Origin of the sequence: Granulicella cerasi, from assembly GCF_025685575.1 — a bacterium.
Lineage (GTDB): Bacteria > Acidobacteriota > Terriglobia > Terriglobales > Acidobacteriaceae > Granulicella > Granulicella cerasi.
In genome coordinates, this window is the sequence record NZ_JAGSYD010000001.1 from 586,113 (window position 1) to 610,930 (window position 24,818).

Here is a 24,818-nt window from a genome sequence, read left to right on the forward strand (position 1 = left end):
CCAACACCATTGCGTCGTCGCCGCATCCTCTGTGCGCACGCTTGCATCCAAGCAACCAAGCGCCTTACCGACGGGCCCCCTAAAAATCTCTGCTGAAGGACTTCTGTGGCGGACGCAAATCAGAATTGGAAGCCCAAGGTAAATCCCTGGCTCATCGCAGCCACGGTCGCCCTGGCGGCATTCATGGAGGTGCTGGACACCTCCATCGCGAACGTTGCGCTGCCACACATCGCAGGCGACCTCGGCGCATCGACCGATCAGGGCACGTGGGTGCTCACCAGCTATCTCGTGGCCAACGCCGTCGTGTTGCCCGCGGGCGCGTGGGCTTCGTCGGTCATCGGCCGCAAGAACTTCTTCCTTTCCTGCATCACGCTCTTCACGGTGGCGAGCTTCCTCTGCGGCATTGCTCCGTCGTTGCCGATTCTCCTTGTTTCACGCGTCATCCAGGGTGCAGGCGGTGGCGGTCTTCAGCCGATGGCGCAGGCCATCATGGCTGACAGCTTCGACGAGAAGCGCCGCGGTCAGGCCTTCGCGCTCTACGGCCTCGTCGCCGTGCTCGCGCCCTCCATCGGCCCCACGCTCGGTGGCTGGATCACCGACAACTACTCCTGGCGTTGGATCTTCTACATCAATATCCCCGTCGGCCTGCTGGCATTCTTCCTCGTCACGCGCCTGGTCGAAGATCCGCCGTGGATCAAGGCAGACCGACAGAACCTTTTCCGCCTCGACTTCATCGGCCTCGGCTTCCTCACGCTCGCCATGGGTGGCCTGCAAATCTTCCTCGACAAGGGCGAAGAGAAGGACTGGTTTGGCTCGCACTTCATCGTCTTCTTCTTCGTCATGTTCGTGATCGGTATGACCGGGCTCATCTGGCAGGAACTCCGCGCGAAGAACCCGATCATGAACCTGCGCCTCTTCAAGTTCAAAAACTTCGCCATCTGCACCATGCTCATGGCGTTGGTCGGCGGTGTGCTGAACGCAGCCACCGTATTGCAGCCGCAGTTCATGCAGGAGATTCTCGGTTACACCGCAACACGCGCCGGCGAAGCGCTCACCGGTGGCGGTATCGCGCTCATCATTGTGATGCCGCTCGCAGGCGTGGCCGTCGGCAAGTTCCCTGCGCGCAATCTCGTGATGCTCGGCTTCGCGTTCTTTGCGTTCAGCTTCTGGTTCTCGTCACTTCACATCTCGCTCGGCATGAGCTTCGGCTACAACGCCTTCATCCGCATCATTCAGGTGTTGCCGATCCCGTTCGCGTTCATCTCCATCACCAATGCGGCGTACGTCGGCTTGCCGCGCGAGGCATCGAACCAGGTCTCGGGCATCATCAACTTCGCGCGCAACGTCGGTGGCTCCATCCTCATCTCGCTCACCGGCGCTGCGGTGACGGAGCGCTCGCTCTACCATCAGGCGCGCATGCAGAACTACATGTCGCCGGAGAACTACGGCTACCAGCAGGCCATCAAGGCCTTTACGAGTATGTTCGGTGGAAGCGCCGGCTCGGCCAACGCGCAGATCTACGCGAAGGGCGCCATCTACCAGCAGCTCAACGAGCAGGCCTCCGTGCTGGGCTACATGGACGTCTACCGCGTGCTCGCATGGATGTCCGTCTTCCTCATCGCATTGGCGCTACTGCTCAACAAGAACCGTCCCGGCCAGGGCGCACCCGCAGGAGAGGCCGTCCACTAAACGACGGCGCGCTTCAATCAGGTGCCTCAGGTCTCGCATCTCAGACCTGGGTTTGCAGGACGAGCGTGTTCTTCAGCTCTCCATCGCCTGCAGCAAGCTCTCCGTGCCCTCTGCGTTCGCCTTTGCCCGCGAGCCACAAATCACCACCCAGGCGTATACTTTCTCCATTCGGGCGTTATCTGCGCGTCTCGCGGAACCGCACTGGAGAACACAATATGAGCTTTCACACCCCCGCTTCATCCGGGACGCAGTCACTCGTACGCGTCACCGCGCCAGCGTTGCTTCAGAAGAAGCGTTCCGCTGAACCCATCACCGCCCTCACTGCTACCGACTACCCCACCGCGCGTCTCGCTGACGAAGCGGGAGTGGATCTCATCCTCGTAGGCGACTCGCTGGCGATGACCGTGCTCGGCTACGACAGCACGCTGCCGCTCACCATGGACGAGATGATGCACCACGCTCGCGCCGTGCGTCGCGGCGTGCAGCGCGCGTTGCTCGTTGTGGACATGCCCTACGGCAGCTATCAGATCGACGACACCTCCGCCGTGAAGAACGCTCTGCGCTTCATGCAGGAGGCCGGCGCTGAAGCTGTCAAGATCGAAGGCGGTCGGCGTCGCGCCGCGCTCGTCGAACGCCTCACGCAAGCAGAGATTCCCGTCGTCGGCCATATCGGCCTCACGCCGCAGTCCGTGCACATCATGGGCGGCTTCCGCGTGCAGGCCAGGCAGGAGCAGGCCATCGAAACGCTGCTCGAAGACGCGGCGCTGCTCGAAGCTGCAGGCGCGATCGCGATCGTTGTCGAAGGTGTGCCGCGCGAAGTCGCCGCGCGCGTCGCGCAGGCGTTGACGATCCCGGTCATCGGCATTGGGGCGGGCCCCGAGTGCGACGGACAGATCCTTGTCTTCCACGATGCCGTGCAACTGACCTTCTCGCAGCCCGCAAAGTTTGTGCGACGCTTCGCCCAAGCTGGTGATGAAATGCTCGCCGGTCTTCGCGAATACTGCGATGCCGTGAAGCAGCGCACCTTTCCTGCAGACTCCGAAAGCTACCATCTCAGCGCGGAGGTTCGCGCCCGCATCGAGCCGCAAGCCACTAAGACGCTGCTTGAGAAAGCGAGCTGACGCGATGCAGATCTGTCACACCATCCGCGAGTTTCGCGAAGCACGCGCCGTGCTCACACGCTCTGGCAAAACGCTCGGCCTCGTACCCACGATGGGCGCGCTGCACGAAGGCCACCTCTCGCTCGTGCGCTCCGCAGCGAGCGAGTGCGATGCAGTCGCCATCACCATCTTCGTGAACCCCACACAGTTCGCGCCCGGCGAAGACTTCGACCGCTATCCACGCACCTTTGAAGCCGATCTCGCATTGCTTCAAAGTGAAAATGTCGCCCTCGTCTTCGCACCCTCGCCCGCGGAGATGTACCCGCCGAGCGCGCCGCAAGTCATCGTCGACATACCCGAGATCGGCGCGCGTCTCGACGGTGCATCACGCCCCGGACACTTCCGCGGCGTAGCCACGGTCGTGTCGAAGCTCTTCAACATCACCACCCCTGATCGCGCATACTTCGGTCAGAAGGACGCAGCGCAAGTCGCAGTGCTACGCGCGATGGTGCGCGCGCTCGACACGCCTGTCGACGTCCGAGTCTGCCCCACGGTACGCGATGTTGATGGCCTCGCTTTGAGCTCGCGTAACCGCTATCTCTCCGCTCTCGAACGCACGCAAGCGCTCGCGCTGCCGCGCATCCTCGAGAGCGTCGCCGAACGCATCACTCCAGGCAGCGACCTCGCAATGCTCCGCGCCAGCCTCGCCGCCAAGCTCAACGCAGCCGACGGATTCACGCTCGACTACGCTGCGATCGTGCATCCCGACACCTTGCTGCCCATCAGCTCGCTCGACGAAGGCGCACTCATCGCCGCGGCGGTTCACGTAGGCAAAACGCGCTTGATCGACAACATCGTCCTCACGCCCGTTGCTCGTGAACACGAGGAACTCACGCTCACCGCAGGAGCCGCGCGATGAGAGTACTTCTCGCTGTGACCGGCGGCATTGCCGCGTATAAATCGGCAGAGCTCGCACGCACACTGCAGAAGCAGGGCATCGACGTTGAAGTTGCGATGACCGCTTCAGCGGAGCGTTTCATCACCCCGCTTACTTTCTCGTCGCTCACCGGCAATCGCGTGCACACCTCGCTGTGGGACTCGTCCGAGGAAGACACGCAAGCGATCGAACACATCGCCGTCATGCAACGTTGCAACGCTATGCTCGTAGTCCCCGCTACCGCGAACACACTCGCGAAGTTCGCACACGGCATCGCGGACGACTTCATCACCGCAACGTATCTTGCGAACACCAAGCCCGTCCTCGTCGCGCCTGCGATGAACGTGAACATGTGGAACCACGCAGCGACGCAGGCGAATCTGCAGACGCTAGCGCAACGCGGCGTACAGATCATCGCGCCAGACGCGGGTTATCTCGCCTGCGGCATGGTCGGCGAAGGCCGCCTCGCATCGCTTGAAACCATCGTCGAAGCCACGCTACACACGCTCGTCCCGCGTCACGATCTCGCCGGTGAATCGATCCTCATTACCGCAGGTGGCACACGCGAACCCCTCGACGCAGTGCGCTTCCTCGGCAATCGCAGCAGCGGCCGCATGGGGCACGCTGTTGCGGAGGCTGCTGCACAGCGCGGCGCGCATGTCATCCTCATCACCGCATCTTCGCTGGCGATTGCAGCAAACATCGAAACCGTCCGCGTGAACACTGCGGCAGAAATGCATCAAGCGGTTCTTGCATCGCTTCCGCGAGCGTCGATGGTCGTGAAGTCCGCTGCGGTTGCAGACTTTCGGCCCATGCGCACAACGCAAGGCAAGCTGAAGCGCAACGGGCCACTCATGCTCGAACTCGAACCGACCGAGGACATCGCCGCTGAAATCGTTCGCCTGCGCGCGCCACATACGCTCGTGCTCGCCTTCGCTGCCGAAGCCGATAACCTCGAAGCCAACGCACTCGGCAAGCTTCACCGCAAAGGCGTCGATGCTATCTTCGCCAACAACGTCACGGAAGCAGGCATCGGCTTCGACGCAGAACAAAACGCTGGCCTGCTGATCACGCGAGACGAAACAACGAACCTCGCACGCATGAGTAAGCGCGCCCTGGCGGATCGTCTGCTGGACGCCTTGCTCGAGCTACGCATCCGTAAAACTGCGAGCCAGCTTGTGAACGAGTCAGCGGTCTAGCGAGCCATCAAAACAAGAAGAGAGCCGATATCCTCGGCTCTCTTCGTTTGCTATTCCCGCAGAGAAGTTGCGGTTGCACCGGCGATGATCTACCCCAGCGGCCAGAGCTTGCGATCCAGTTGGAAGATCTCACGGGTGCGCACATAGCCACCTGCGCCGTGCATGCGGCCAATCAATCGCAGCTTGGCCGGATCGACATAGAGGCGCTCCACATCTTCGAACGCCTCGGTCCACACATGCGCTTCCACCATCGTGCCGAGCAGCAGCGTGCTCTTGCCGCCGAAGTTCATCGTCTGCAGCAGCGTGCATTCAATGGACACCGGCGATTCCGCAATGCGAGGCACCTTCACCTTGGTCGAAGGCGCGGTGGTCAGCTCGGCAAGCGCGACTTCATCGACGCCGCGTGGCGCATTCACGGCGGTAAGATTCATTGCCTCGCCAAGCTCTTCGGGAACAAGGTTCACCACAAACTCGCCCGTCGTCTGAATGTTCGCGAGCGTGTCCTTGCCTTCGCGATCCGGCGCAGCCGAAAAGCTTACCGCGACGAGCGGAGGATCTGAAGAAACGATGTTGAAGAAAGAAAATGGCGCGGCGTTCACGGCGCCATGTTGGTCTTGCGTGGTGATCCACGCAATGGGACGCGGCAAAATAGTCGAGGCGAGCAGCTTGTAGCTGTCGCCTCGGGTCATGGTCTCAAGATCGAAGTGCGAGAAACGGTCGCTCATGCATCCACACTACGGCACAAACGCCTTCGCCATCCACCAGATGATGAGCGTGCCCACGCCAGCCAGGATCAGCCCGCTCACGCGACGCTTGTAGACGAACCAGATCAGCACCAGGCCCGTAAGGGAAACCAGCACCAGCAGAATCGCCGAAGCGTCGATCACGCCCGCCCACACCTTGCCCGCATCGCGGCCCTTGTGCAGGTCGTTCATCACGGCGACGAAGCCGCTTTTTACGACGGTAAGATCGTATTTCCCTGTGGCGCGATCGATGAACGCATCGGCGGTGTAACCCGGTGCCTTGAACGACACCGACACCTGCGAATCGTCGACGCGGAAGTCCGATACTGCGCCTTGTACGTGATCCGCTGCACGCAGCTTCTCGACAACGCCGAGCTTGTCCGCGCCACTTGCATCCTTGGAGTTCAGCAGGTCAGAACTCATCGCGCCGTGTGACTCGATGGTGCGCGACTGCTTCGCAAACCAGTCAGGGTGGTTCAGCGTGAGCCCCGTCGCGGCGAAGAACAGCACCACGCCGAAGCTCACCATGCTGAGATACACATGCAGCCAACGCGCCGAAACTGCCGTGGCCTTGCGCACTTTCGCACGCATCGGCACCGGCTGCTTCGTGTGGGGCTTCGGGTTGTTAGCGCTTGTGATAGTCAAGCGTGACGGCTCCCAGTTCCTTGCTTCCGCTCACAGCGGCCTTGCTGGGCGCGCCGTTGAAGTCGATCTCGCGGCGCTCGATCTCATAGCCGCCATGCTCGCGCGAGGCCTCAATGCAGATCGTGTACTTGCCCGACTTCACCAGCTTACCTTCGTTGTCCTTGCCGTCCCACTTCAGCGTGTACTTGCCTGCAGGGCGCGTGGCCGACGACACCGTCTTCGAGATGTCCGTGCCTTCCGCCAGGTTACGAATCTGGTCGTCGTGATACCACTGCTTCAGTTCCGGCAACCAGCGCGGGTTCTCGGTCCACAGCGCGATCGTGCGAACAGGGAAGTGGTCCGCATCTTCCACCCACACAGCCACGTACGGGCGGCGATAGCGCGCGTCCTCAATGCGCGGAAGCTCCAACGCAATCGACAGCTCAAACGCCGGGTTCCATGCGCCGGCAGCGACCTTCGCCGGAGCGTGCGGCGCGGTGTACATCACCGGCTTCACGCTGGCGTTCTCATACGCGCTCCAACCTGCACTGCGCACTTCGCTGCCGTCGGCGAGCACGAGCATGTACTCCGCGCCGTTGGTGTTTGCTGCGAGCGCCGCGCTCTCTGCGGGAGTCAGCACGCTCATCGCGGTCGCAAGCGCGCCGGCCGTCTCCGCATCGTGAGCGATGACGGTGGACGACAACACATGGCCTGTCGGCATTGCCGTGCGCGGGTCAAGAATATGCGACATCGCCGCAGCGACCTCGCGACGATACGATCCGCTCGTAGCCACCGCGCGATCGCGCACGTTCAGCTCTGCGAGCGCCGCATCGTTCTCGGCATCCTGCTGCGGATTCGCTACAGCCACCAACTCGGTGAGCGCACCGCGCACGACGACATCGCCGCCCACGTTCAGCATCACGCCGCTTGCGCCCGCTACCATCGCGGCTTCTGCAGCCTTGCTCGTGATCGCCGACTTCGCAAACGTAGCGAATGCGAGCGGCACATCGCTCAGACGCGTCGCCGTCTGCGTCGCCGCATCAAGCTTCCAGTGCGGCTGCTGCATTGCTTCCACGGTTGCGGCGATCTCCTGCTGCGACGGCTTGCGGCCTTCCGCTGCAGCGCGCTTCCAAAGCTGTGCGGCGGCCTCGCTTGAAGCATCGAGCGCGCCGTTCGACTTCTCGCGCCATGCATCGAAGCTTGCGAGCATCGCGAACAACTCCGGCGAAACCTTCACCGGCGTGAAGCGCGTGCGCTCCCACTGCGAAAGCTCGCTGTCCTTGCGCCACGAGCTCAGGCGCGCTTCTTCACGGTCGAACACCTGCAACGCTGCGGCTTCTGCGCGCTGCGCTTCGGTGAAGCTCGCTGCACGCACGCGCACATCGAGCGAGGTGCCGAGCACGTTCTCATGCGCAAAACGCCATGCACCATCGTGCATACCGTTTGCGTTGGCCGCTGCCTGCGCGAACGCAGGCGAGTGCACGGCCACCAACGCCATCGGCAACATCGTCGCCGCCAACTTATGCTTTGTCGTCCAGGCCATTAGTGCTTCTCCTCTGCGGGCTTCTGCTCGCCGCCCTGCTGAGGACGTCCACCCATCTGCGGGTTGTTCTTGTAGAACTCCAACAGCTCCGCCTTGTCGGCAAAGCCGTCGCCGTTCGTGTCAATCTTCTCGAACATCGCCTGCATGCGATCGGGCATCTCGGCCTTGCTCAGCTTGCCGTCCTTGTTCGTGTCCCACTCGTCGATCATGTGGTTGACGCGCTCTTCGGGCGACATCTGCTTCACGCGGATCTCATCCGGCGTCAGTTGACCATCGGCATTCTTGTCCAGCGTCAGCAGGCTCTTCGGCGCAGCGGCAATCTCATCGGCTTCGAGGATTCCATCGTGGTTCAGGTCCAGCGCCGCGAGAATCGGGTCCATGCGGAACATGCCGCCAGCGCGACCGGGCTCGGTGCGGCCAGCGGGCATACCCTGCTTGCGCGCCATCGCACGAATCTCGTCCGGCGTAATCTTGCCGTCCTTGTTCGCGTCCGCGCGTTCCATCAGGTTCTGCATGCGCGCAGGCAGTTCGTCGGCAGTCAAAACGCCGTCGCCGTTCTTGTCCAGCAGCATCAACTGCTTCACGAGGTCTTCGGCCGACGCGCCAGCGTTCTCAGGGCGCTTGCTCAGCTCATCGTTGGTGATCTGGCCGTCGCCGTTGGTGTCGAGCGTCAGCAGGCTCTTGGAGGCCGCAGCGATCTCCGCCGCCGAAAGCGTGCCGTCGCCATCGGTGTCCAGCGCCTTCAGCACCATGCGCGGACCACCGCCGGGGCCCTGCGCCCACACCGCCTGCGGCGCACAAACTGCGGCCATCGCCGCCAGCAAACCAATCGCTCCTGCTCGCTTCACTTGTTGTTCCTGCCTGAAAATCGAATTAGGACTACTTTTGTCCTAGTTATATCTGCTCAAGCCCGTCGCAGGCAAACCCTTTGTTCGTTTAGCATCATGCGCATGCCGCGCATTCCGCAGGTCGACGCCTACATTGAGAAGGCTCAACCCTTCGCCCAGCCCATCCTCATGCACATTCGCGAGACAGTGCACGCGGCCGTGCCGCAGGTCGAAGAAGCCATCAAGTGGCGTATGCCGTTCTTCGTCCACAAGGGCATCATTCTGGCGAACATGGCGGGCTTCAAGAACCATGTGAACTTCGGCTTCTGGAACGGCAATGCGCCGACCGACCCGCAGCACACCGGCTCCATGCGCAACTTCGACCATGTCACCGATCTCAAGGAGCTGCCGCCAGCGAAGGAACTGAAGCGCATGATGGTGGAGGCCGTGCGGCAGATCGACTCCGGCGAGCGCACCAGGAGTATCGTGCGCAAGGAAGATCCAGCCAAGGCGCGGCCCGAGGCCGAGGTGCCCACGGCCTTCGCAGCGGCGCTCAAGAAGAACAAAGCGGCTGCCGCAAACTTCAAGGCCTTCAGCCCGTCATGCCGTCGCGAGTACTGCACGTGGATCGACGAGGCCAAGCGCGATGAGACCCGCGACAAGCGCATCGCCGAAGCGATCGAGTGGATCGCCGAAGGCAAGCAGCGCCACTGGAAGTACCAGATGAAGATGAAGCAAAAGCAGTAAGCTTTCAGTAGATGCCTCGACGTAAAGCCGCACCCCCAGCCGAAGACCAATCCGCAGAGAGTGCACCGCATCTCGCGTTTGATCCTGCAGAGTTTTCCGCGCGGTTGGCGCATTGGTTCAAGCACAACGCACGCGATCTGCCATGGCGCAACATCCGCGACCCGTATGCGACGTGGCTCTCCGAGATCATGCTGCAGCAGACGCGCGTGGCCACGGTCATCGAGCGTTACGTTGAGTTCCTCGAACGCTTTCCCACGGTCACGGCGTTAGCAGAAGCCGAAGAAGCCGACGTGCTCGCGCTCTGGAGTGGCCTCGGCTACTATCGCCGCGCGCGCATGTTGCATCGCGGAGCGCAGTTCGTGCTGCGCGAGTTCGACGGCAAGCTTCCGCGCACATCGCATGAGCTGCGCACGTTGCCCGGCGTGGGCGACTACACCGCCGCCGCCATCGCGAGTATCGCTTTCCGCGAGCGCATTGCGGCCATCGACGGCAACGTGGAGCGCGTGATCAACCGCGTGCTCGGCTGGCCCGAAGATCGCTCCACCAAAGCCCGCGCGGCGCTGCAGCAAGTGGCGCAATCGCTGGTGCCGCCGCTTCTCTCGCCACGGTCGAAAGCCAATCCGCCGGGTGATCACAATCAGGCGATGATGGAGCTCGGTGCGACGGTTTGCACACCACGTTCGCCCCTCTGCCTGCAATGCCCTGTGGTTGAGTTCTGCCAGACGCGTGGTGAACACATCACCGCGCCGCGCGCGAAGCAGAAGAGCCGCACCGTTGCCTACCTGCTCGCGATCCGCAAGCGCGGCACGAGCACGGAGGTGCTGCTGCATAAGCGCGACGCGCAGCAGAGTCTGATGGCCAATATGCTGGAGCTTCCGCCGCTGCCGATGGAGGCCGTCGCCGAGCGCGAACCTACGCTGCGGCTGCGCCATAGCATCACGGACACCAGCTACTACGTGCAGATTTTTACGGAGTCGGCGCCAGGAGTTCCGCCGCATCATGATCCCGACGTCATCGACGAGTATCACGACGAACTGGTCGTGGCTACGCCGGATGACCACGTCGATAGCTCGGAGTTGTTGCCGCAGATCGCGGCTTCTGCAGAGGCGTTGCAGTGGCACAACACGAAGCTGCTGGCGTTGCTTCCGCTTACCGGCCTTGCGCGAAAAGCCCTGCAGCGCAGCGGCGTGATGCTTGTGCCGCGACCAACGCTTGCAGGGCTTCCACCGCTGGAGTAGCTACTTCTTCTTCAGGTTCGTATCGAGGAACGCAAGTACCGCCTGCAGGTTTTCCTGCGCGTAGCGAGAGTGCTTCCAGTAGTTGTGTCCGCCTCCGCGCGCTACGTAGTAGGTCACGTTGTTGCCGTCCGCCTGCATCGCGGCCATGAACTTCTTCGCCTGCACGTCGGGGATCATGTGATCGTGATCGCCGTGGCCCACAAAGATCGGCACAGCGTTCGGGGTGATGTGGCTTTGCGGGGAAGCGTCATCGCAGACCTCTTGCACCGCTGCGCAGTGGCCGCCGAGGTAGCGGCGCAGCAGGAAGTGCTCGGTGTGCGCGTCGTACAGGCCGTTCAGTACAACAGCTGCTTGTACCGGCACGGCGTCGCGCTCCATCTGCCCTTCCGGCAGGATCGCGGGGCCATTCGGTTCCAGTGCAGCGAGCGCCGCCAGCTCTCCGCCGGCTGAGCTTCCGAGCACCGCGATGCGGTTCGGGTCGAGGTGATAAAACATCGCGCGCAGACGCAGGAAGCGCACAGCCGCGCGAAGCTCCATCCACGACCACGGGAACGACAGCTTCTTCTTGTCGTAATCGATCGTCAGCGCGGCGTAGCCATGCTGCGTGAGCTCCAGCGCGAGCTTCTTCATCTCCGTGCGCGAGCCGGAGCGCCACGCGCCGCCATGCACGAGCACCACTACGGGGTAGCCGCCCGCAGGCGCATCTTCATGCGGCCGATAGAGGTCGGCCTCGTAGATGCCGGTGCGGTCTACGGTGTAGGCGATGGCGTGCGAAGGATGGAAGATTCCGGCGTGAGCGCCGGCAACCGTGCTCAACAGAGCAGCACAAACGGTGGCAGTAGCAACGAAATTACGGCAGCAGCGAACGAACATGTATCTCTTGGGATGCCGCGCGGGTTGCGAAGGTTCCGCAACACCCTGAGAAACACGGTCCTCTCCTAGTATCGCTCACATATATTCTGCGCCGTACTCGACCGGAATTTGAGTAAACGCGATGCGCGTCGGCGCAGCCTCGCGCGCGGGCAACATTCCTGCAAAATGCAGCGTAGTGTGGCCGTATTTCAGATTCAACTTGTCCATGGCGGCCGACAACTCAGACCGATTGCCGGGCTCGTCGAAGAGCTTCACCTGCATTTCGTCGTCGGAGACCAGGTTCCGCAGCGTCACGCCGACAAAGAACGGCTTCTGGTGCTCTTCCCCCTGCGGGCGCTTGGCCCACATGCCGCGCAGGGCTTCCAGCAGCGTCAGCGTGTCGTTGCAGTGCGCGAATCGAGCTTCCATCGCCCAACCCGTCTGCGTAATGCCGCTGTTGTGCTTCTTCACGCGGCCTTGCGTTTGCTGGCTCTGCTCGCGCGTCAGCGAATACTTGATCGTCACCGCAAGCGTCGCTGCATGGAACTTCTCCATGCGCAGCCGCATTGATGCCTTATGCAGCAATTTGTGCGCAACGGCCCACGCACCCTCCTGCGAGCGATGCTCCGGCGCGAGCACATGCGAATGCCCCAGCGACTTCTGCGCCTCGTTTGGCACCGGCGCACCATCGTCGCCGGTCACGTGCCCGCGCAGCCAGTGGTAGAGCCGATCACCCCACACGGAATCCCACAACGCGTGCATGCCCGCGCGATCGAGCGCTAGCAGTTGCGGCATCGTGGTGATGCCCTTGGCGTTCAGCCGCACCTCGGTCTTGGCGCCGACACCCGGCAGATCGCGCAGCTCAAGATGGGCGATCGCGCGCGGCAACTGTGAGGGCAGCAGACCAATCAGCCCATCGGGCTTCTGCATATCGCTGGCGATCTTCGCGAGGTAACGATTCGGCGCCATGCCGATCGAGCAACGCAGCGTAGAGCCCACGTTTTCTCGAATCGCCCGCTTGATGTCGAGCGCAATGCGGCGCGCATTGGCAGGCTGGCGTTCCTTGCCCATCAGCTCGCACACCATCTCGTCGATCGACGGAGTATGTGCCACCGGGCAAACGTTGTTCACCGCTTCAGCGATCGCGTGCGAGGTCTTTGCATACTCCGTATGCGATCCGTTGACCAGGATGATGTCGGGGATGATCTTCTTGGCTTCGCCGACCTTCGTGCCAGTCTTGACGCCCTTGTCCTTGCACTCGTAGCTCGCCGCAATGATGGTGCCGGTGTCCGACATTGTGCCCACCACCGCCGTCGGCTTGCCGCGATACTCCGGATGGTTCTCCTGCTCTACGGAGGCGAAGAAGCTGTTCAGGTCGACGTGCAGAAAGCCGAAGAAATCCTCTGATTCATCGGTTTTCAAATCGAGCGTCGACACAGGCATCTCCTGCCTCTATTTTATTCGCCCCTTCTTCGCCCGCAACCGCAATCTTCAGCCTTCCGCGACCGGCTCCGGGCCTCGCGTCGGCTTACTGGGCACGGCCACCTTGACGGCTTTACCGGTGCGCGCTGATTCGTAGATCGCTTCGAGCAGCTTCTGGTCCTGTAAGCCCTCTTCACCGGGGGTGTGCGGAGGCAGATTCTTCAGTACGCAGGTCGCCATGTGGTCCATCTCCAGCGCGAACTGGTCCTGCTCCTGGATGCGCGGCTGCATCTGGGTTTCGGTGCCATCGACGAGCTTCGACATCATCAGCTTGTTACCGTGATAGCCAAAGGCCGGCTCCAGCGCACCCCACGCTTCAACTCCTTCCACGCGGTAAAACTGCGAACTGTGTCCGGCGTAGCCTGTGTTGCAAGACGCGATAAGCCCCGACGGAAACCGCAACGTGAATGAGCAGGTCGCCTCGACTTCGGTAAAGCGCGGATCATCCTTCGGCTGCCATGTTGTGCCGCTCACCTCGTAGGGCTCCTCATTGCTGAGGAAGCGCGCCGCGTTCAGGCAGTAAATGCCGACGTCGGGCAGGCATCCACCGCCCGCCATTGCCTTCTTCAAACGCCATTGGTCTTCGCGTCCCTGGTTCTGCGTGTTGGACGCGATGAACGAGCGCAGCGTGCCCAGCTTGCCTTCGCGGATCATCTTCGCCAGCGCGCGATTATTCGGCTCATACTGCTGGCGATACGCGACCATCAGCTTCACGCCGGCCTTATCGCACGCGGCGATCATGCGCTCGCACGCCGCGACCGTCGTCGCCATCGGCTTTTCGCACAGGATGTCTTTGCCCAGCTTCGCGCCGCGCAGCACGTACTCCTCGTGCATATTGTTGGGCAGCACGATGTAGATCACCTTGACCTCCGGCATCTGCGCCAGCTTCTCGTACTCGCTGTAGTGCAGCACGGCTTCAGGGCGCACGTTGTACTGCCGCGCGAGCTTCATGCCCTTGTCGAGATTGCCGTCATGCCCGGTAACGAACGCGACCGGCTTGCAGTACTTCGTCTTCGCCATCGCGGGCAGAATCGCCTCCAGCGAGAGCGCGCCCAGACCCACCACCGCAAAGCCGACGCGCTGGTCGTCGTTGCGGAACGGCCCGGGAGTTTTCGTCTTCGGATCGGTGGCCGCATGCTCGCCCGGCGGTGGTTCCACCTTGTTGGGCGCGGCACTCGAACTCTGCTGCGCGGCGGCAACGCTTAAGCCTGCAGCGGCTGCGGCTCCGCCGGCGGTCCTCAGAAAGTTGCGACGATTCAGCGGAAACGGAAGCACATTCATCTCGCTCATGCCTTGCAAGATGCGTTTCTTGCGAACGCAAGATGCCCTCGCCGAAGCGAGGGCATCGTCCTGCGTTGGTCACATCAAACTATTCGGAAAGCTTCAGCGTGTAGCTAAGATTCGGCTTGCTGTTGAACATGCTCACGCTCTTCGTCTTCGACTTGGCCCCGTTCAACTCGGCCCAAACATCGTAGTCGCTGGAAAGCGAAAGCTGGCCGAAGTGAAAGTATCCCTTCGCATCGGTCAGGTAGCTCTTGATGGAGAGCGTCTTGGTGTCCTTGATGTAGACGACCGCATTCTCGATGGGCTTACCGTCCTTGCCGTTCACCGTGCCTTCCACGGTGCGGACAGCCGGTTGCCCTGTCGGCGACTGAGCGCGCGTCACAGGGGAGCTCGAAACTACGGCGACGCCGCAGACAAGCAGCGCGGCCGAAAGAGCAAGCGCACCTGCGAGTCGCTTACTCATCGTCGTCATCGTCGTCGTAGTCATCGTCATCATCATCGTCGTCGTAGTCGTCGTCTTCCTCGTCTTCGTCTTCCTCATCTCCAACGGGAGCCAACTCCAGCGGATCGCTCGATACTACTTCCAACTCGGTTCCGCACTCGTCGCAGGTAAGGGTCTGCCCCTCAACTGCCTCTTCGGCGTCCACATCCAACGGGTTGTCACATTCCGGGCATGCTACTGACATAAACCCTGTCCTCCAGCGAAAATTTTGCGCGCATCCTTGTAGCATTGAACTGCAAGGAGTTTGCCGCTCCCTCCGTTTTAGCGAGGTAGCCGTGACTCGTCAACATGGGACGCATGAAGATCCTCCACGGTTTCTTCATCGAGCAGTTTTCTTCATCAAATTTCATACTGCTTCAAGTGGGTGGAAACCCTCGCGGCAGTTTGCCTTTCTCCGAGGAACCCGGTCGACCATGGCATCGAACACCATCCCCTTCGCGCTGCCGCCCTTCCGTGGGCTGGTGAAGCGCATCGTGCTCGCCGCGCTTGCGGTCTGGGCCGTCACCTTTGCTCTTTCCCTGATCTCGTCGGAGATGGCCGGCCTCGTCTACGCCAAGTTCGGCCTCGTACCGCAGGATTTTTGCTCAGGACTGCTCTGGCAGCCGCTCACCTATCCGCTCGTCAGCGTGAAGCAAGATATCTTCGGCCTGCTTCTCAGCCTGCTGTCGTTCTGGTTTTTCGGCTCCGCGCTGGAAAGCGAACGCGGCATTCGCTGGTTTGGCGAATTCATTGTTTTCTCGAGTGTTACCGGCTCCGTCGTCGCCGCAGTGTTGAGCCGCCTCGCCTTTGAAAACTCCCCCAGCCTGAGGCCATCGATGGTGGTCCTGGGCCTGGGACCATTGAACATTCTGCTACTGCTCGCGTTTGCGCGAATGCACCCCGAAGACGAACTCGTCTTCAACTTCATCCTGCGCATGAGGGCCAAATACCTCGCGGCGATCTTCATCCTCATTTACGTTGCCAGCGCCATGACCACCGGTCACCGCCTGGACCTCCTCGTCGCTGTCTGTGTCTCGCTCGCGGGCCTCGCGTTCCTCCGCTTTGCGCCCTACTTCGGCTTCCGCCTGCACATTTCCGAGCGGTACTACCGCATCCGCAACGCGCAGCAGATTCGCAAGCGCCGCCGCGCGGCCAAGAAGTTCAAGGTGTATATGAACCAGCAGGGCAAGGACGTCAGCATCGACTCCAGCGGACGTTACATCAAGCCCGAAGAAGAGCGTCGCGACCCCAACGATCGCAGCTGGATGAACTAACGAGAACCGCATCCGTCGCACATCGCAACAACGCACACGAGCCGACGGAAAAAACGAAGCATCGCTCTACGAGCACAGGAGTCTAACCACGCAAGGAGAAGACTCATGCAAAAGCGTTCGCTCGGAAAGAGCCACCTCGAGATCGTGCCTCTGGTGCTCGGTGGCAATGTGTTTGGTTGGACCGCCGATGATGCCACCTCGTTCCGCATCCTCGACGCCTTCGTCGATGCCGGCTTTGACGCCGTGGACACCGCGAACATGTACTCGGCCTGGGTGCCGGGCCACAAGGGCGGCGAGTCGGAGACCGTGATCGGCAAGTGGTTCGCGCAGGGTGGCAAACGCGAAAAGGTGAAGCTCTTCACCAAGGTCGGCAACCCCATGGGCGACGGCTCCAAGGGGCTCAAGAAGGAATACATCCTCCAGCAGGTCGAAGACTCGCTTAAGCGCCTGCAGACCGACCACATCGATCTCTACCAGTCGCACATGGACGACGACACCACGCCGCTCGACGAAACGCTGGAGGCCTATCAGATCCTCATCGGCCAAGGGAAGGTCGGAGCCATCGGTGCATCGAACTACGGCGGCGCGCGCCTCGCAGAAGCACTCGAAGTTTCCAACGCGAAGAACCTGCCGGCGTACATCTCGCTGCAGCCCGAGTACAACCTCTACGACCGCGCGAAGTATGAGAGCGATCTCGCTCCTGTGCTTTCGAAGTACGGTATCGGCTCCATCGTGTACTGGCCGCTGGCGTCGGGCTTCCTCACGGGCAAGTACAAGACAAAGGCCGATGCTGCGGGCGCAAAGCGCGAAGGCATGGTCGGCAAGTACTTCGACGATCGCGGCCTGAAAATTCTGAAGGCGCTCGCCGAAGTCAGCGAAGAGACCGGCGCCGCGCAGGCCACCGTAACGCTTGCATGGACGCTCGCACAGCCAACGGTCACCGCGCCCATCGCCAGCGTCAGCAAGCCGGAACAGCTCGATGCTCTGCTGGCTTCGGTGTCGCTCAAGCTGAGCGAGGAACAAGTCAAAAAGCTCACCGACGCCAGCGCCTACTAGGGGTTGTTCTACGTTCTACGTTCTAAGTTGTAAGTGAAATAAAAAGCGAATGCGCTCCTTTGGGAGCGCTTTCGCTTTTGTCCTCTACTTACAACGTAGAACCTACAACACAGAACGGACTACACCGGCAGCGGATCGCGCTGTTGCTTCGGTGCCTTCCATCCGAAGAACGCCGTTACGGCAGCGAGGACAATCATCGAAGCGATGAGCGCAACGCATCCCGGCCAGCCGTAGTGCTTCCACGCCACGCCGGGCAACATGCCGCCAACGGTGCCGCCCAGGTAGTAGATGCAGATGTACATGCCCGTCGCCGACACGCGCGCGCCCGTCGGCGCAGCATCGCGCATGAAGCTGTTCGCTGAGGTCTGCGCTATGAACACGCACGAGCTCGCCAACGACAATCCCACCGCGACCAGCACGAGCGAGTGTGAGAGCGTCGTTGTAATCCCAATCACGCCCAACGCCGTTGCCAGCATCATGCCATTGCGCAACCCTATACGCGCAAGGAAGCGGCCCACGATCAACGTGGCCAGAAGACCGAAGAGGTACACCGCGAAGAGATCGCTGAGCTTCTCCGTCGACAATCCAAACGGCGCTGCCGAGAGATAGAACGTCACAAAATTGAACGTCGAAACCAACGTGAACAACATGCAGAAGCCGATGAGGAAAGTCGCCAGCAAACGCACGCTGCGCAGGTTCTTCAAGATCGGTGTCCACACAGAATGCACGCGCTGTGAGTGGCGATGGCGCGCCTGTGGCAACAGCGTGGATGTAACCGCGGCGCCGAGAAGACCCAGCAACGCCAACGCAACGAAGACCATGTGCCAGCCATAGCGCTGCGCGATCATGCCACCGAGAAAGCGTCCGACGAACCCGCCGAACACCGTGCCTGCGACGTAGCTGCTCATCACCTTCGGAATCTCCATCGGCGGAAACTCATCGGTGATGTACGCGATGGTGAGGATGAAGATGCCCGGTGTGGAGAGCCCCTGGAAGAAACGTCCGATGGCCAGCATCGTGAGGCTCTGCGCGGTGCTCGCAAGCAATGTCACCAGCGAGAGCACTACCATCGAGCTCACGATGAAACGCTTGCGAGGCAGTCGCTCTCCGTAGAGAGCCAGCAGAAACGAAGTGATCGCCACGCCGATCGTCGCCGCGCTCACCGTTATGCCCACCTGCGCTTCCGTCACGCCAAAAACGTGCGACAACATCGGCAGCATGGGCTGCGTGCAATAGAGATTGAGAAACGCGACCGTACCGCAGAGAAATACCGCAACCAGACGAAGCCCCGACCCGCGCAACGGCACGTGCTGAGGTTCGTTCAAAATCGGCGATGACGCCAAAGTGCCCATATTCATTGGATGATACGCGCCTTGCCTGGACTCATCGCTTGTGCGGATCAACGCAAACGGCTCCGCCAATGCATGGCGGAGCCGTTGTGCGACATCTTTTGCGATTACGCCGACGGTGTCGGCGCAGCCTTCTCGCTGTCGAGCACCACGCCAATCGCGTGGATCACTGACGTCACGCGCACAGCCGCGTTGATCAGTTCTTCGGACACACCCTTGCCGCGCAGCACAGCTTCGTGCGATCCAACGCACTTGCCGCAAGCGTTCACCGCCGACACTGCAAGGCACCACAGCTCGAAGTCGTTGTGGTCCACGTTGTGTCCACGCAGCGCATTCATGCGCAGGCGCGCGGGCAGCGTCGCGTACTTCTCGTTGTCGGTCAGGTGGTGGAAGCGATAGTAGACATTGTTCATGCCCATGATCGCGGCCGCAGCCTTCACGGCGTCAATCACGTTTGCGTCGAGCAGCGTGCTCGCCTGCGCGATCGTCGCCGCGGTCAGATCAGGCTGACGCGTCGCAATCGCCGTGGCGACAACGGTGCCCCAGAGCTGTTGCGGCGTCAGTTCGGTATTCTGCTTCACCAGCGAAGAAAAGTTCAGCTTCAGGTCCTTGGCATAGCCAGGAAGACCTGCAATCAAATCATCAAGAGCCATTGCAAAATCCTTTCGTGCAGCACCGGGTTCTCAGTGCAAGAGGTGCAAGAAAAGGTGGCCACGCCTTTGCGTTGTGGCCACCTCGTAATGAGTCGTGAAGCTTAGACCGAGAGGGTCTCCTGACCCTTCTGCCAGTTGCAGGGGCAGAGCTCGTCGGTCTGCAGCGCGTCGAGAACGCGCAGCACTTCCTGCGGGTTGCGGCCAACGCTGCCGGCCGTCACGTACACGAACTGGATCTCGTTGTTCGGGTCGACGAGGAAGGTCGCACGCTGTGCCACGCCTTCCGCGCTCAGGATGCCGAGTTCGCCGCAGAGCTCACGCTTGATGTCAGCGAGCATGGGGAAGGGAAGGTCCTTCAGGTCGTCGTGGTTGTTGCGCCATGCGAGGTGCACGAACTCCGAATCGATCGAACCGCCGAGGATCTGGCAGTCGCGGTCGAGGAAGTCCTGGTTCAGCTTGCCGAAGCCAGCGATCTCGGTCGGGCACACAAAGGTGAAGTCCTTCGGCCAGAAGAAGTAAAGCTTCCACTTGCCCTCGTACGACTTGTTCGTGATGGTCTCGAAAGCCTTGTTGTTGTCGCGGCTTACGGTTGCAGTCAAAGAGAATTCGGGGAATTGTTCGCCAATTTGCAGCATTGGAGGAGCTCCTTCGTTTGAGTAAAGTTCACCGCATGATCCGAGGCATGCGCCGCGGACCGGAGAGTTGCAATATGAAGTTGTCGCGCTCTGCTTCCGCGCTCTTAGTGCACCAGACCCTTTGCCTGGCACTTCGGGCAAAGTCCGATGACGTCCACGGAGTACCGTTCCACCAGGAATCCTCCGGGAAGCTTTTTGCGAGCAGGCATAAGGCCCAGCGCCTGCTCATCGATGTCGGAGATCGTCTTGCACTCCGAGCAAACCATGTGGTGATGTGGCCGCGCGTTCAACTCAATACGCTGCGTGCCGTGGTGCAGACTCACCTCGCGAAAGATGCCGCAATCCACGAAGAGATGAATGTTTTTGTAGACGGTCGCGAGCGAGATGCTCGGCACCTTCTTGCGCACAATCTCGTAGACCTCTTCGGGCGATGGATGCCCATGCATCTTCTGCATCACCTCAAACAGCACCTGACGCTGATGCGTCACAGGGATGCCGTGCTCCTGGCAAAGCTCGCGAAATGTGTCTTGAGAGATCACTTGCTAAGAAGTATTAGATGATAAGAATTATCATCCGTCAAATGAGTGCATCCGTTTGATGCCGATTTGACGTCCTTGTACTAGGAGAGCCGCGCTAATGAAGACGTTGTGGGCAGGGTTGGCAAGTTTCGTTCTAGGCGCAAGTACGGCGTTGGCACAGGCGCCTGCTCATCAAGATCAGCCTGCAACGACGTATCTTGTGGCAGATCGCGTCACGCTGCCACTGGTGCTCGTTAAGGGCTACCCCTTCGTTGAGGGTTCCATTCACGGCACGAAGGGCAAGCTGCTCCTCGATCTCGGCCAGAAACCGGCGTTCGCTGTGGACGATCACACCGTACATTTCCCAGACGCAAAGGTCGTCGGCCACGGCTTCTTCGGATCGGGGCAGAAGTTCGAGGTTTCACAGCTTCCCGTGGTGGACTCGATCATGCTCCCTTCAGGATTGCACTTTGAGAACCTGCAGAACGTGCGCGGCACACCGGGGCTTCCGCTGGAGCAGGACATCACGCCGGAGTTCATCGGCTGGATTGGGGTGGAGTTCTGGAAGGGCTACGTCGTTCGCCTCGACTACCGTCATCCCAGCGTGACTTTTTTCCGTAACAACGCGAGTGATGCCGGCGAGCATGCCGCAGAGGCCGACGAGGCAATCGTGCAGACCATCGCGCTCGATCACGGCAACCGACATGACTTGCTCAGTATGCAGGCAAAGCTAGGCGATCGTCCGCTCACGATCTCGCTGGACACTGGTAGCCACAACACGGCGTGGCTCACGCAAGAGCAGATCACGATGCTACAAAAAGAAGGTCACATGACCGCACTTGACGCCGAGGACAGGGCGACTTTGTCCGGTCTTAGCCTTGACGATCAAGCCGTGCCCCCGATGGTCTTCGAGGTTCAAAAAGGTGAAGCCCCGACGAAGCAATTCTTCCCGCATGCGAATGGGCTGCTCCTGAACTTCGGCTACGAATTCTTTATCCGCTACAAAACAATATTGAATTACGAGCAGCTTCGCATGACGCTGCTAAAGCCTTAGCCGCGCTGCTCGACGAATGTGGCAAAAAGCAAGGGCGACGTACGAAGACGTCGCCCTTTTCATCGATTCCTTACAACGTAGAACGTACAACTCTACGCCTACGACTTATGCACGATGCGCAGGTTCAACTCGCGCAACTGCACTTCGTTCGCGGGACTCGGTGCATCGACCATCAAGTCGATCGCCTTCGCAGTCTTCGGGAACGCGATGACCTCACGCAGCGAGCTTGCGCCAGCGAGGATCATCACGATGCGGTCGAGACCCAGCGCGATGCCGCCGTGCGGAGGCGTGCCATACTCCAGCGCGTCGAGGAAGAAGCCGAAGCGCTCCTTGGCTTCTTCGTCGCTCATGCCGAGCGAGCGGAAGATCTCCGCCTGCACATCCTGGCGATGGATACGGATCGAACCCGAGCCAAGCTCCGTGCCGTTCAGCACGATGTCATAGGCCAGCGCGCGCACTGCGCCCTTGTCGTTGTAGAGCGCGCCCGACTTGATGTCTTCCTCATGCGGCGAGGTGAACGGATGGTGCGCCGCATCCCAGCGCTTGTGCTCTTCGTTCCACTCGTACATCGGGAAGTCGGTCACCCAGAGGAACTTGAAGTCTGCTGCGGTGCCGGTCTGCGCAAACAGACCGTGCTTGTCTGCGTACTTCTTCGCGAGGTCCAGACGAAGCTGGCCGACGCGCTTCGGAATCCAGAGCGTGTCGTAGTTCCAGGCGTGCGGGGTCTCGGGCTTCGGCGTCACAACGATGATGAGGTCGTCGGTCGTCAGGCTCTCGCCGTTGAAGACCACCTGCTCCGCGTTCAGCTTCGCGCCAATCTCTTCGGCGAGCGGAGCAAACTGCTCTGCCGTGCGCAGGCGAGCGACGTCGAGCAGATCCAGTCCGCTTTCGCCAAAGCTTGTACGAACCTCAGCGAGCAGCGCCTTGCGTGCCGAGCCGGAAAGTTCGCCGACGCGCGGAATTGTGAAGCCATAGACCGGCAGCGTGGGATCGATCTTCAGCGTCACGCGCAGCTCCGGCGTGAGCACATCGCTCAGGTTCACCATCGCGGGCAGGCGCATGTCCGGCTTGTCGATGCCGTATTTCTGGATCGCCTCGTCGTAGCTCATCTTGAGGAACGAGCCTTCGGGCAGCGTGATGCCTGCGACCTTGAACGCCGCACGCAGGAAGCCTTCGGCCACGCCGAAGATCGTCTCCTGCTGCGGGAAGGTCATCTCCAGGTCGATCTGCGTGAAGTCCGGCTGACGGTCGGCGCGGAGGTCTTCATCGCGGAAGCAGCGTGCGATCTGGAAGTAGCGGTCGAAGCCGCCGATCATCAGAATCTGCTTGAAGATCTGCGGCGACTGCGGCAGCGCGTAGAACTCGCCTGCATGGACGCGCGAGGGCACGAGGTAATCGCGTGCGCCTTCGGGCGTGGAGCGCGTCAGCAGCGGCGTTTCCACTTCGAGGAAGTCGTTGTCGGAGAGATACTCGCGAATCGCGCGCGCAACCTTGTGGCGCAGCACGAAGTTCTTCTGCAGCTCGGGACGGCGCAGGTCGAGGTAGCGATACTTCAGGCGCACCTCTTCGTTGGTGATCGGCGCGTCGTCCGCGATGGGGAAGGGCGGCGTCTTCGCTTCGTTCAGCAGCCAGCACTCTTCGGCGACGACTTCGATGTCGCCGGTATCCATCTTCGGATTCTTGAGGCCTTCGCCGCGCTCGCGTACCTTGCCGCGAACAGCGACGACGAACTCGGGGCGCGAAGTTTCGGCCTTCAGATGAGCTTCAATGGAGTCGCTCTTGTCGAAGACGACCTGGGTGATGCCGGTGCGGTCGCGCAGGTCGAGGAAGATCAGGTCGCCATGGTCACGGCGACGATTCACCCATCCCATGAGGATGACGGTAGAGCCAGCGTCCGATGCGCGCAGTTCGCCCAGCTTGTGCGAGCGCTGCAGATTGCCTAGAAAATCGAGTGTCACAATCCTTCCATTGTACGAAAAATTACTGCTTCGCCCCGTTTCCTGGCCGTTGCACAATGAAAGACATGCCCTCGCCCACACCGTTGTTCACTCCTCGCGAAGCCGCTCACATGCTTGGCATCAGCTACCCGACCATCAAACAGTGGATCCTCTCCGGCAAGCTGAAAACCGTGCAAACACCGGGCGGACACCACCGCATCTCGGCCACGGCCATGAAGCCTTTCCTCGCCAAGGACGCGGCTAAGCCTGAAACTGAAAGCCGCGAGCGTTTTCGGCGCGTCTCCGGGCGCAACCAGCTCATCGGCCGCGTGGTGAGCGTGCGGGTAGAGGGCCTGATGGCGCAGGTTGTCGTCGCGGTAGGCGAGCAGGAGGTGTCGAGCATCATTACCGCCGACGCCGTGCGGGAGCTAGGGCTGAAGAAGGGCGATCAGGTCGCGGCTCTGGTGAAGTCGACCGATGTGATGATCGAGCGCTTCGAGTAGCTAGAGCCCTTGCCGCTCGCGCTGCCGCAGCGGCCGCACCAGCAGATACCAGAGGAAGTCGATCGCCAACGCCAGCGCGCCGCCAATGACGGTGTTCAGCAGGCGGATATGCGCCGCAGCCGTCTCGGAGAATCCGCCGAAGCGGAACAGGAAGACGATGTACAGCGTGGTGACTACCGAAAACAGCGCGTAGTTCACCGCTTGCAGCGCAAAGCAACAGAGCGCGAACACCACGACCATGACGCCGACAAACCAATGCGGCAGCGAGGTCAGATGGGCGAGGCCGAACGCGATGGCTGCACCGCCGATCGTGCCTACGATGCGCGCCAGCGATCGGCTCACCGTGCCGGTCCACTGTTGCTTCAACACCAGCAGCGCGGTCATCGGAATCCAGTAGCCATTGCGCAGGTGCAGGTGTCGATAGAGAGCGGTCGCGACGATCATCGTCACGATGAGCCTCCCGGCAAAGCTCACGGACTCGCTGTTCCAGCTCGCTTGCCTGTGCAGTTCTCGGCCGTCGTAACGCACACGCGCCGCGACGATCTTCCAGAGCGGCGCGCCGTGATGCACGTTCCAGCGCACGCGGAAGAGCAGATGAATCGTAATCTGCAAAGCGCCACCGAGCAGTACCATCGCCGCGCGGCCCACTGCGTAATGCGTGCCGTTGGCGAAGTATGTGGAAACGATGAGGAAGACGGCCGACTGTTGCGCGAGCCAACCGGCGCTCGGGCCAAGGCTCGAGATCACGCCGTAGTTCATCGCCGCGAAGGCGACGACGATCAGCACCGCGGGCGTCCACGGCGCAGCAAGGCTGCCTGCGAGCGTTGCGCTTGCCATGCCCAGCGTCGCGCAGATCATGCTCAACACCGGCGACGACAGCGTCGGATGAAATACCGCGAAGCCGATGGAGAACGCTCCACCAGCAGCGATCGCACCCGCAGCGCGATGTCCTGTCACCTGGCCAAGCACAAGGCAGAGCGCGATGGCGATCATCGCAATAAAGCCTTCGCGAAACGTCTGCTTCGACCATGGAGTGGGAAAGGTGTCGGCGGAGATGTCGCGAAGGCTAAGCATGTACTCGCTTGTGTGATGC

The 24,818-nt window shown here is 61.2% G+C and carries 25 protein-coding genes; 10 read left to right on the forward strand and 15 right to left on the reverse strand.

Annotation, left to right across the window (positions count from 1 at the left end; all coding sequences use genetic code 11):
- Nucleotides 1-105 precede the first annotated feature (105 nt).
- The 4 genes from OHL11_RS02475 to coaBC all read left to right on the forward strand — a co-directional run bounded on the left by OHL11_RS02475 (nucleotide 106) and on the right by coaBC (nucleotide 4,925).
- The gene (locus OHL11_RS02475) at nucleotides 106-1,689 is read left to right on the forward strand and encodes a DHA2 family efflux MFS transporter permease subunit (protein WP_263369894.1); all 1,584 of its coding nucleotides are present in this window, start codon (nucleotides 106-108) and stop codon (nucleotides 1,687-1,689) included.
- 215 nt (nucleotides 1,690-1,904) lie between these two features.
- Nucleotides 1,905-2,810, forward strand: a complete 906-nt coding sequence (gene panB / locus OHL11_RS02480) for a 3-methyl-2-oxobutanoate hydroxymethyltransferase (protein WP_263369895.1) — start codon at nucleotides 1,905-1,907, stop codon at nucleotides 2,808-2,810.
- Nucleotides 2,794-3,708, forward strand: a complete 915-nt coding sequence (panC, locus tag OHL11_RS02485) for a pantoate--beta-alanine ligase (protein WP_317890612.1) — start codon at nucleotides 2,794-2,796, stop codon at nucleotides 3,706-3,708. Before panB ends, panC begins: the two co-directional genes overlap by 17 nt.
- Complete coding sequence (gene coaBC, locus OHL11_RS02490) at nucleotides 3,705-4,925, forward strand: bifunctional phosphopantothenoylcysteine decarboxylase/phosphopantothenate--cysteine ligase CoaBC (protein WP_263369896.1); 1,221 nt, start codon at nucleotides 3,705-3,707, stop codon at nucleotides 4,923-4,925. The genes panC and coaBC overlap by 4 nt, the downstream gene beginning before the upstream one ends.
- 89 nt (nucleotides 4,926-5,014) lie before the next feature.
- On the opposite strand, the gene OHL11_RS02495 is transcribed toward coaBC, so the two are convergent.
- The 4 genes from OHL11_RS02495 to OHL11_RS02510 are packed head-to-tail and all read right to left on the reverse strand — an operon-like array spanning nucleotide 5,015 to nucleotide 8,683.
- The gene (locus OHL11_RS02495) at nucleotides 5,015-5,650 is read right to left on the reverse strand and encodes a flavin reductase family protein (protein WP_263369897.1); all 636 of its coding nucleotides are present in this window, start codon (nucleotides 5,648-5,650) and stop codon (nucleotides 5,015-5,017) included.
- A 9-nt stretch (nucleotides 5,651-5,659) separates the two neighbouring features.
- Nucleotides 5,660-6,313 (reverse strand): PepSY-associated TM helix domain-containing protein, encoded by a 654-nt coding sequence (locus OHL11_RS02500; RefSeq protein WP_263369898.1) that lies wholly within the window; start codon nucleotides 6,311-6,313, stop codon nucleotides 5,660-5,662.
- Nucleotides 6,294-7,835 (reverse strand): DUF2271 domain-containing protein, encoded by a 1,542-nt coding sequence (locus OHL11_RS02505; protein WP_263369899.1) that lies wholly within the window; start codon nucleotides 7,833-7,835, stop codon nucleotides 6,294-6,296. The genes OHL11_RS02500 and OHL11_RS02505 overlap by 20 nt, the downstream gene beginning before the upstream one ends.
- Nucleotides 7,835-8,683 carry an EF-hand domain-containing protein gene (locus OHL11_RS02510; RefSeq protein ID WP_263369900.1) on the reverse strand — a complete coding sequence of 283 codons (849 nt, stop codon included), beginning with the start codon at nucleotides 8,681-8,683 and terminating at the stop codon, nucleotides 7,835-7,837. Before OHL11_RS02510 ends, OHL11_RS02505 begins: the two co-directional genes overlap by 1 nt.
- Before the next feature lie 102 nt (nucleotides 8,684-8,785).
- Between OHL11_RS02510 and OHL11_RS02515 the strand changes: the two genes are divergently transcribed.
- Together OHL11_RS02515 and OHL11_RS02520 are read left to right on the forward strand one after the other, a co-directional pair.
- Nucleotides 8,786-9,409, forward strand: coding sequence for a YdeI/OmpD-associated family protein (locus OHL11_RS02515; RefSeq protein WP_263369901.1), 624 nt, complete (start codon nucleotides 8,786-8,788; stop codon nucleotides 9,407-9,409).
- A gap of 11 nt (nucleotides 9,410-9,420) precedes the next feature.
- Entirely contained in the window at nucleotides 9,421-10,647 is a 1,227-nt protein-coding gene (locus OHL11_RS02520; RefSeq protein WP_263369902.1) for an A/G-specific adenine glycosylase, read from the forward strand.
- On the opposite strand, the gene OHL11_RS02525 is transcribed toward OHL11_RS02520, so the two are convergent.
- The 5 genes from OHL11_RS02525 to OHL11_RS02545 form a co-directional block, all read right to left on the reverse strand.
- A complete protein-coding gene (locus tag OHL11_RS02525) occupies nucleotides 10,648-11,520 on the reverse strand; it encodes an alpha/beta hydrolase (RefSeq protein WP_263369903.1) in 873 nt (290 codons plus the stop codon).
- Nucleotides 11,521-11,595: 75 nt separating this feature from the next.
- Nucleotides 11,596-12,936, reverse strand: coding sequence for a Y-family DNA polymerase (locus tag OHL11_RS02530; protein WP_263369904.1), 1,341 nt, complete (start codon nucleotides 12,934-12,936; stop codon nucleotides 11,596-11,598).
- A 54-nt stretch (nucleotides 12,937-12,990) separates the two neighbouring features.
- Nucleotides 12,991-14,271 carry a Gfo/Idh/MocA family protein gene (locus OHL11_RS02535; RefSeq protein ID WP_263369905.1) on the reverse strand — a complete coding sequence of 427 codons (1,281 nt, stop codon included), beginning with the start codon at nucleotides 14,269-14,271 and terminating at the stop codon, nucleotides 12,991-12,993.
- 79 nt (nucleotides 14,272-14,350) lie between these two features.
- Complete coding sequence (locus OHL11_RS02540; protein WP_263369906.1) at nucleotides 14,351-14,752, reverse strand: carboxypeptidase-like regulatory domain-containing protein; 402 nt, start codon at nucleotides 14,750-14,752, stop codon at nucleotides 14,351-14,353.
- Nucleotides 14,721-14,951, reverse strand: coding sequence for a hypothetical protein (locus tag OHL11_RS02545; protein WP_263369907.1), 231 nt, complete (start codon nucleotides 14,949-14,951; stop codon nucleotides 14,721-14,723). The genes OHL11_RS02540 and OHL11_RS02545 overlap by 32 nt, the downstream gene beginning before the upstream one ends.
- A gap of 229 nt (nucleotides 14,952-15,180) precedes the next feature.
- On the opposite strand from OHL11_RS02545, the gene OHL11_RS02550 reads away from it, so the two are divergent.
- Nucleotides 15,181-16,020 carry a hypothetical protein gene (locus tag OHL11_RS02550; protein ID WP_263369908.1) on the forward strand — a complete coding sequence of 280 codons (840 nt, stop codon included), beginning with the start codon at nucleotides 15,181-15,183 and terminating at the stop codon, nucleotides 16,018-16,020.
- A 105-nt stretch (nucleotides 16,021-16,125) separates the two neighbouring features.
- A complete protein-coding gene (locus OHL11_RS02555) occupies nucleotides 16,126-17,076 on the forward strand; it encodes an aldo/keto reductase (RefSeq protein ID WP_263369909.1) in 951 nt (316 codons plus the stop codon).
- A gap of 119 nt (nucleotides 17,077-17,195) precedes the next feature.
- Here the strand turns inward: OHL11_RS02555 and OHL11_RS02560 are convergent, their stop codons facing one another.
- The 4 genes from OHL11_RS02560 to OHL11_RS02575 form a co-directional block, all read right to left on the reverse strand.
- Complete coding sequence (locus OHL11_RS02560; RefSeq protein ID WP_263369910.1) at nucleotides 17,196-18,383, reverse strand: MFS transporter; 1,188 nt, start codon at nucleotides 18,381-18,383, stop codon at nucleotides 17,196-17,198.
- 149 nt (nucleotides 18,384-18,532) lie between these two features.
- Nucleotides 18,533-19,078, reverse strand: coding sequence for a carboxymuconolactone decarboxylase family protein (locus OHL11_RS02565; RefSeq protein WP_263369911.1), 546 nt, complete (start codon nucleotides 19,076-19,078; stop codon nucleotides 18,533-18,535).
- Between the two features lie 101 nt (nucleotides 19,079-19,179).
- Nucleotides 19,180-19,713, reverse strand: coding sequence for a peroxiredoxin (locus tag OHL11_RS02570; protein ID WP_263369912.1), 534 nt, complete (start codon nucleotides 19,711-19,713; stop codon nucleotides 19,180-19,182).
- Between the two features lie 104 nt (nucleotides 19,714-19,817).
- Nucleotides 19,818-20,201, reverse strand: a complete 384-nt coding sequence (locus OHL11_RS02575) for a Fur family transcriptional regulator (RefSeq protein WP_263369913.1) — start codon at nucleotides 20,199-20,201, stop codon at nucleotides 19,818-19,820.
- A gap of 148 nt (nucleotides 20,202-20,349) precedes the next feature.
- Here OHL11_RS02575 and OHL11_RS02580 point away from each other — a divergent pair, with 148 nt between their 5' ends.
- Nucleotides 20,350-21,285 (forward strand): hypothetical protein, encoded by a 936-nt coding sequence (locus OHL11_RS02580; RefSeq protein ID WP_263369914.1) that lies wholly within the window; start codon nucleotides 20,350-20,352, stop codon nucleotides 21,283-21,285.
- Between the two features lie 98 nt (nucleotides 21,286-21,383).
- Here OHL11_RS02580 and aspS read toward each other — a convergent pair whose 3' ends face one another.
- The gene (gene aspS, locus OHL11_RS02585; protein WP_317890613.1) at nucleotides 21,384-23,243 is read right to left on the reverse strand and encodes an aspartate--tRNA ligase; all 1,860 of its coding nucleotides are present in this window, start codon (nucleotides 23,241-23,243) and stop codon (nucleotides 21,384-21,386) included.
- Between the two features lie 65 nt (nucleotides 23,244-23,308).
- On the opposite strand from aspS, the gene OHL11_RS02590 reads away from it, so the two are divergent.
- Nucleotides 23,309-23,725: a helix-turn-helix transcriptional regulator gene (locus tag OHL11_RS02590; RefSeq protein WP_263369915.1), complete on the forward strand. Its 417-nt coding sequence runs from the start codon at nucleotides 23,309-23,311 to the stop codon at nucleotides 23,723-23,725.
- On the opposite strand, the gene OHL11_RS02595 is transcribed toward OHL11_RS02590, so the two are convergent.
- Nucleotides 23,726-24,799, reverse strand: coding sequence for an FUSC family protein (locus OHL11_RS02595; RefSeq protein WP_263369916.1), 1,074 nt, complete (start codon nucleotides 24,797-24,799; stop codon nucleotides 23,726-23,728). It abuts the gene before it with no gap.
- Nucleotides 24,800-24,818: the final 19 nt, after the last annotated feature.

Excerpts from the sequence above, each read along its gene's own strand:
- OHL11_RS02580 (WP_263369914.1), top strand. The coding sequence starts at position 20,350 with ATGAAGACGTTGTGGGCAGGGTTGGCAAGTTTCGTTCTAGGCGCAAGT.
- OHL11_RS02535 (WP_263369905.1), bottom strand. The coding sequence starts at position 14,271 with ATGAGCGAGATGAATGTGCTTCCGTTTCCGCTGAATCGTCGCAACTTT.
- OHL11_RS02525 (WP_263369903.1), bottom strand. The coding sequence starts at position 11,520 with ATGTTCGTTCGCTGCTGCCGTAATTTCGTTGCTACTGCCACCGTTTGT.
- OHL11_RS02550 (WP_263369908.1), top strand. The coding sequence starts at position 15,181 with ATGGCATCGAACACCATCCCCTTCGCGCTGCCGCCCTTCCGTGGGCTG.
- OHL11_RS02555 (WP_263369909.1), top strand. The coding sequence starts at position 16,126 with ATGCAAAAGCGTTCGCTCGGAAAGAGCCACCTCGAGATCGTGCCTCTG.
- OHL11_RS02540 (WP_263369906.1), bottom strand. The coding sequence starts at position 14,752 with ATGACTACGACGACGATGACGACGATGAGTAAGCGACTCGCAGGTGCG.
- OHL11_RS02515 (WP_263369901.1), top strand. The coding sequence starts at position 8,786 with ATGCCGCGCATTCCGCAGGTCGACGCCTACATTGAGAAGGCTCAACCC.
- OHL11_RS02505 (WP_263369899.1), bottom strand. The coding sequence starts at position 7,835 with ATGGCCTGGACGACAAAGCATAAGTTGGCGGCGACGATGTTGCCGATG.
- OHL11_RS02590 (WP_263369915.1), top strand. The coding sequence starts at position 23,309 with ATGCCCTCGCCCACACCGTTGTTCACTCCTCGCGAAGCCGCTCACATG.
- OHL11_RS02565 (WP_263369911.1), bottom strand. The coding sequence starts at position 19,078 with ATGGCTCTTGATGATTTGATTGCAGGTCTTCCTGGCTATGCCAAGGAC.
- panB (WP_263369895.1), top strand. The coding sequence starts at position 1,905 with ATGAGCTTTCACACCCCCGCTTCATCCGGGACGCAGTCACTCGTACGC.
- OHL11_RS02545 (WP_263369907.1), bottom strand. The coding sequence starts at position 14,951 with ATGTCAGTAGCATGCCCGGAATGTGACAACCCGTTGGATGTGGACGCC.
- OHL11_RS02570 (WP_263369912.1), bottom strand. The coding sequence starts at position 19,713 with ATGCTGCAAATTGGCGAACAATTCCCCGAATTCTCTTTGACTGCAACC.
- OHL11_RS02520 (WP_263369902.1), top strand. The coding sequence starts at position 9,421 with ATGCCTCGACGTAAAGCCGCACCCCCAGCCGAAGACCAATCCGCAGAG.
- OHL11_RS02495 (WP_263369897.1), bottom strand. The coding sequence starts at position 5,650 with ATGAGCGACCGTTTCTCGCACTTCGATCTTGAGACCATGACCCGAGGC.
- coaBC (WP_263369896.1), top strand. The coding sequence starts at position 3,705 with ATGAGAGTACTTCTCGCTGTGACCGGCGGCATTGCCGCGTATAAATCG.
- OHL11_RS02595 (WP_263369916.1), bottom strand. The coding sequence starts at position 24,799 with ATGCTTAGCCTTCGCGACATCTCCGCCGACACCTTTCCCACTCCATGG.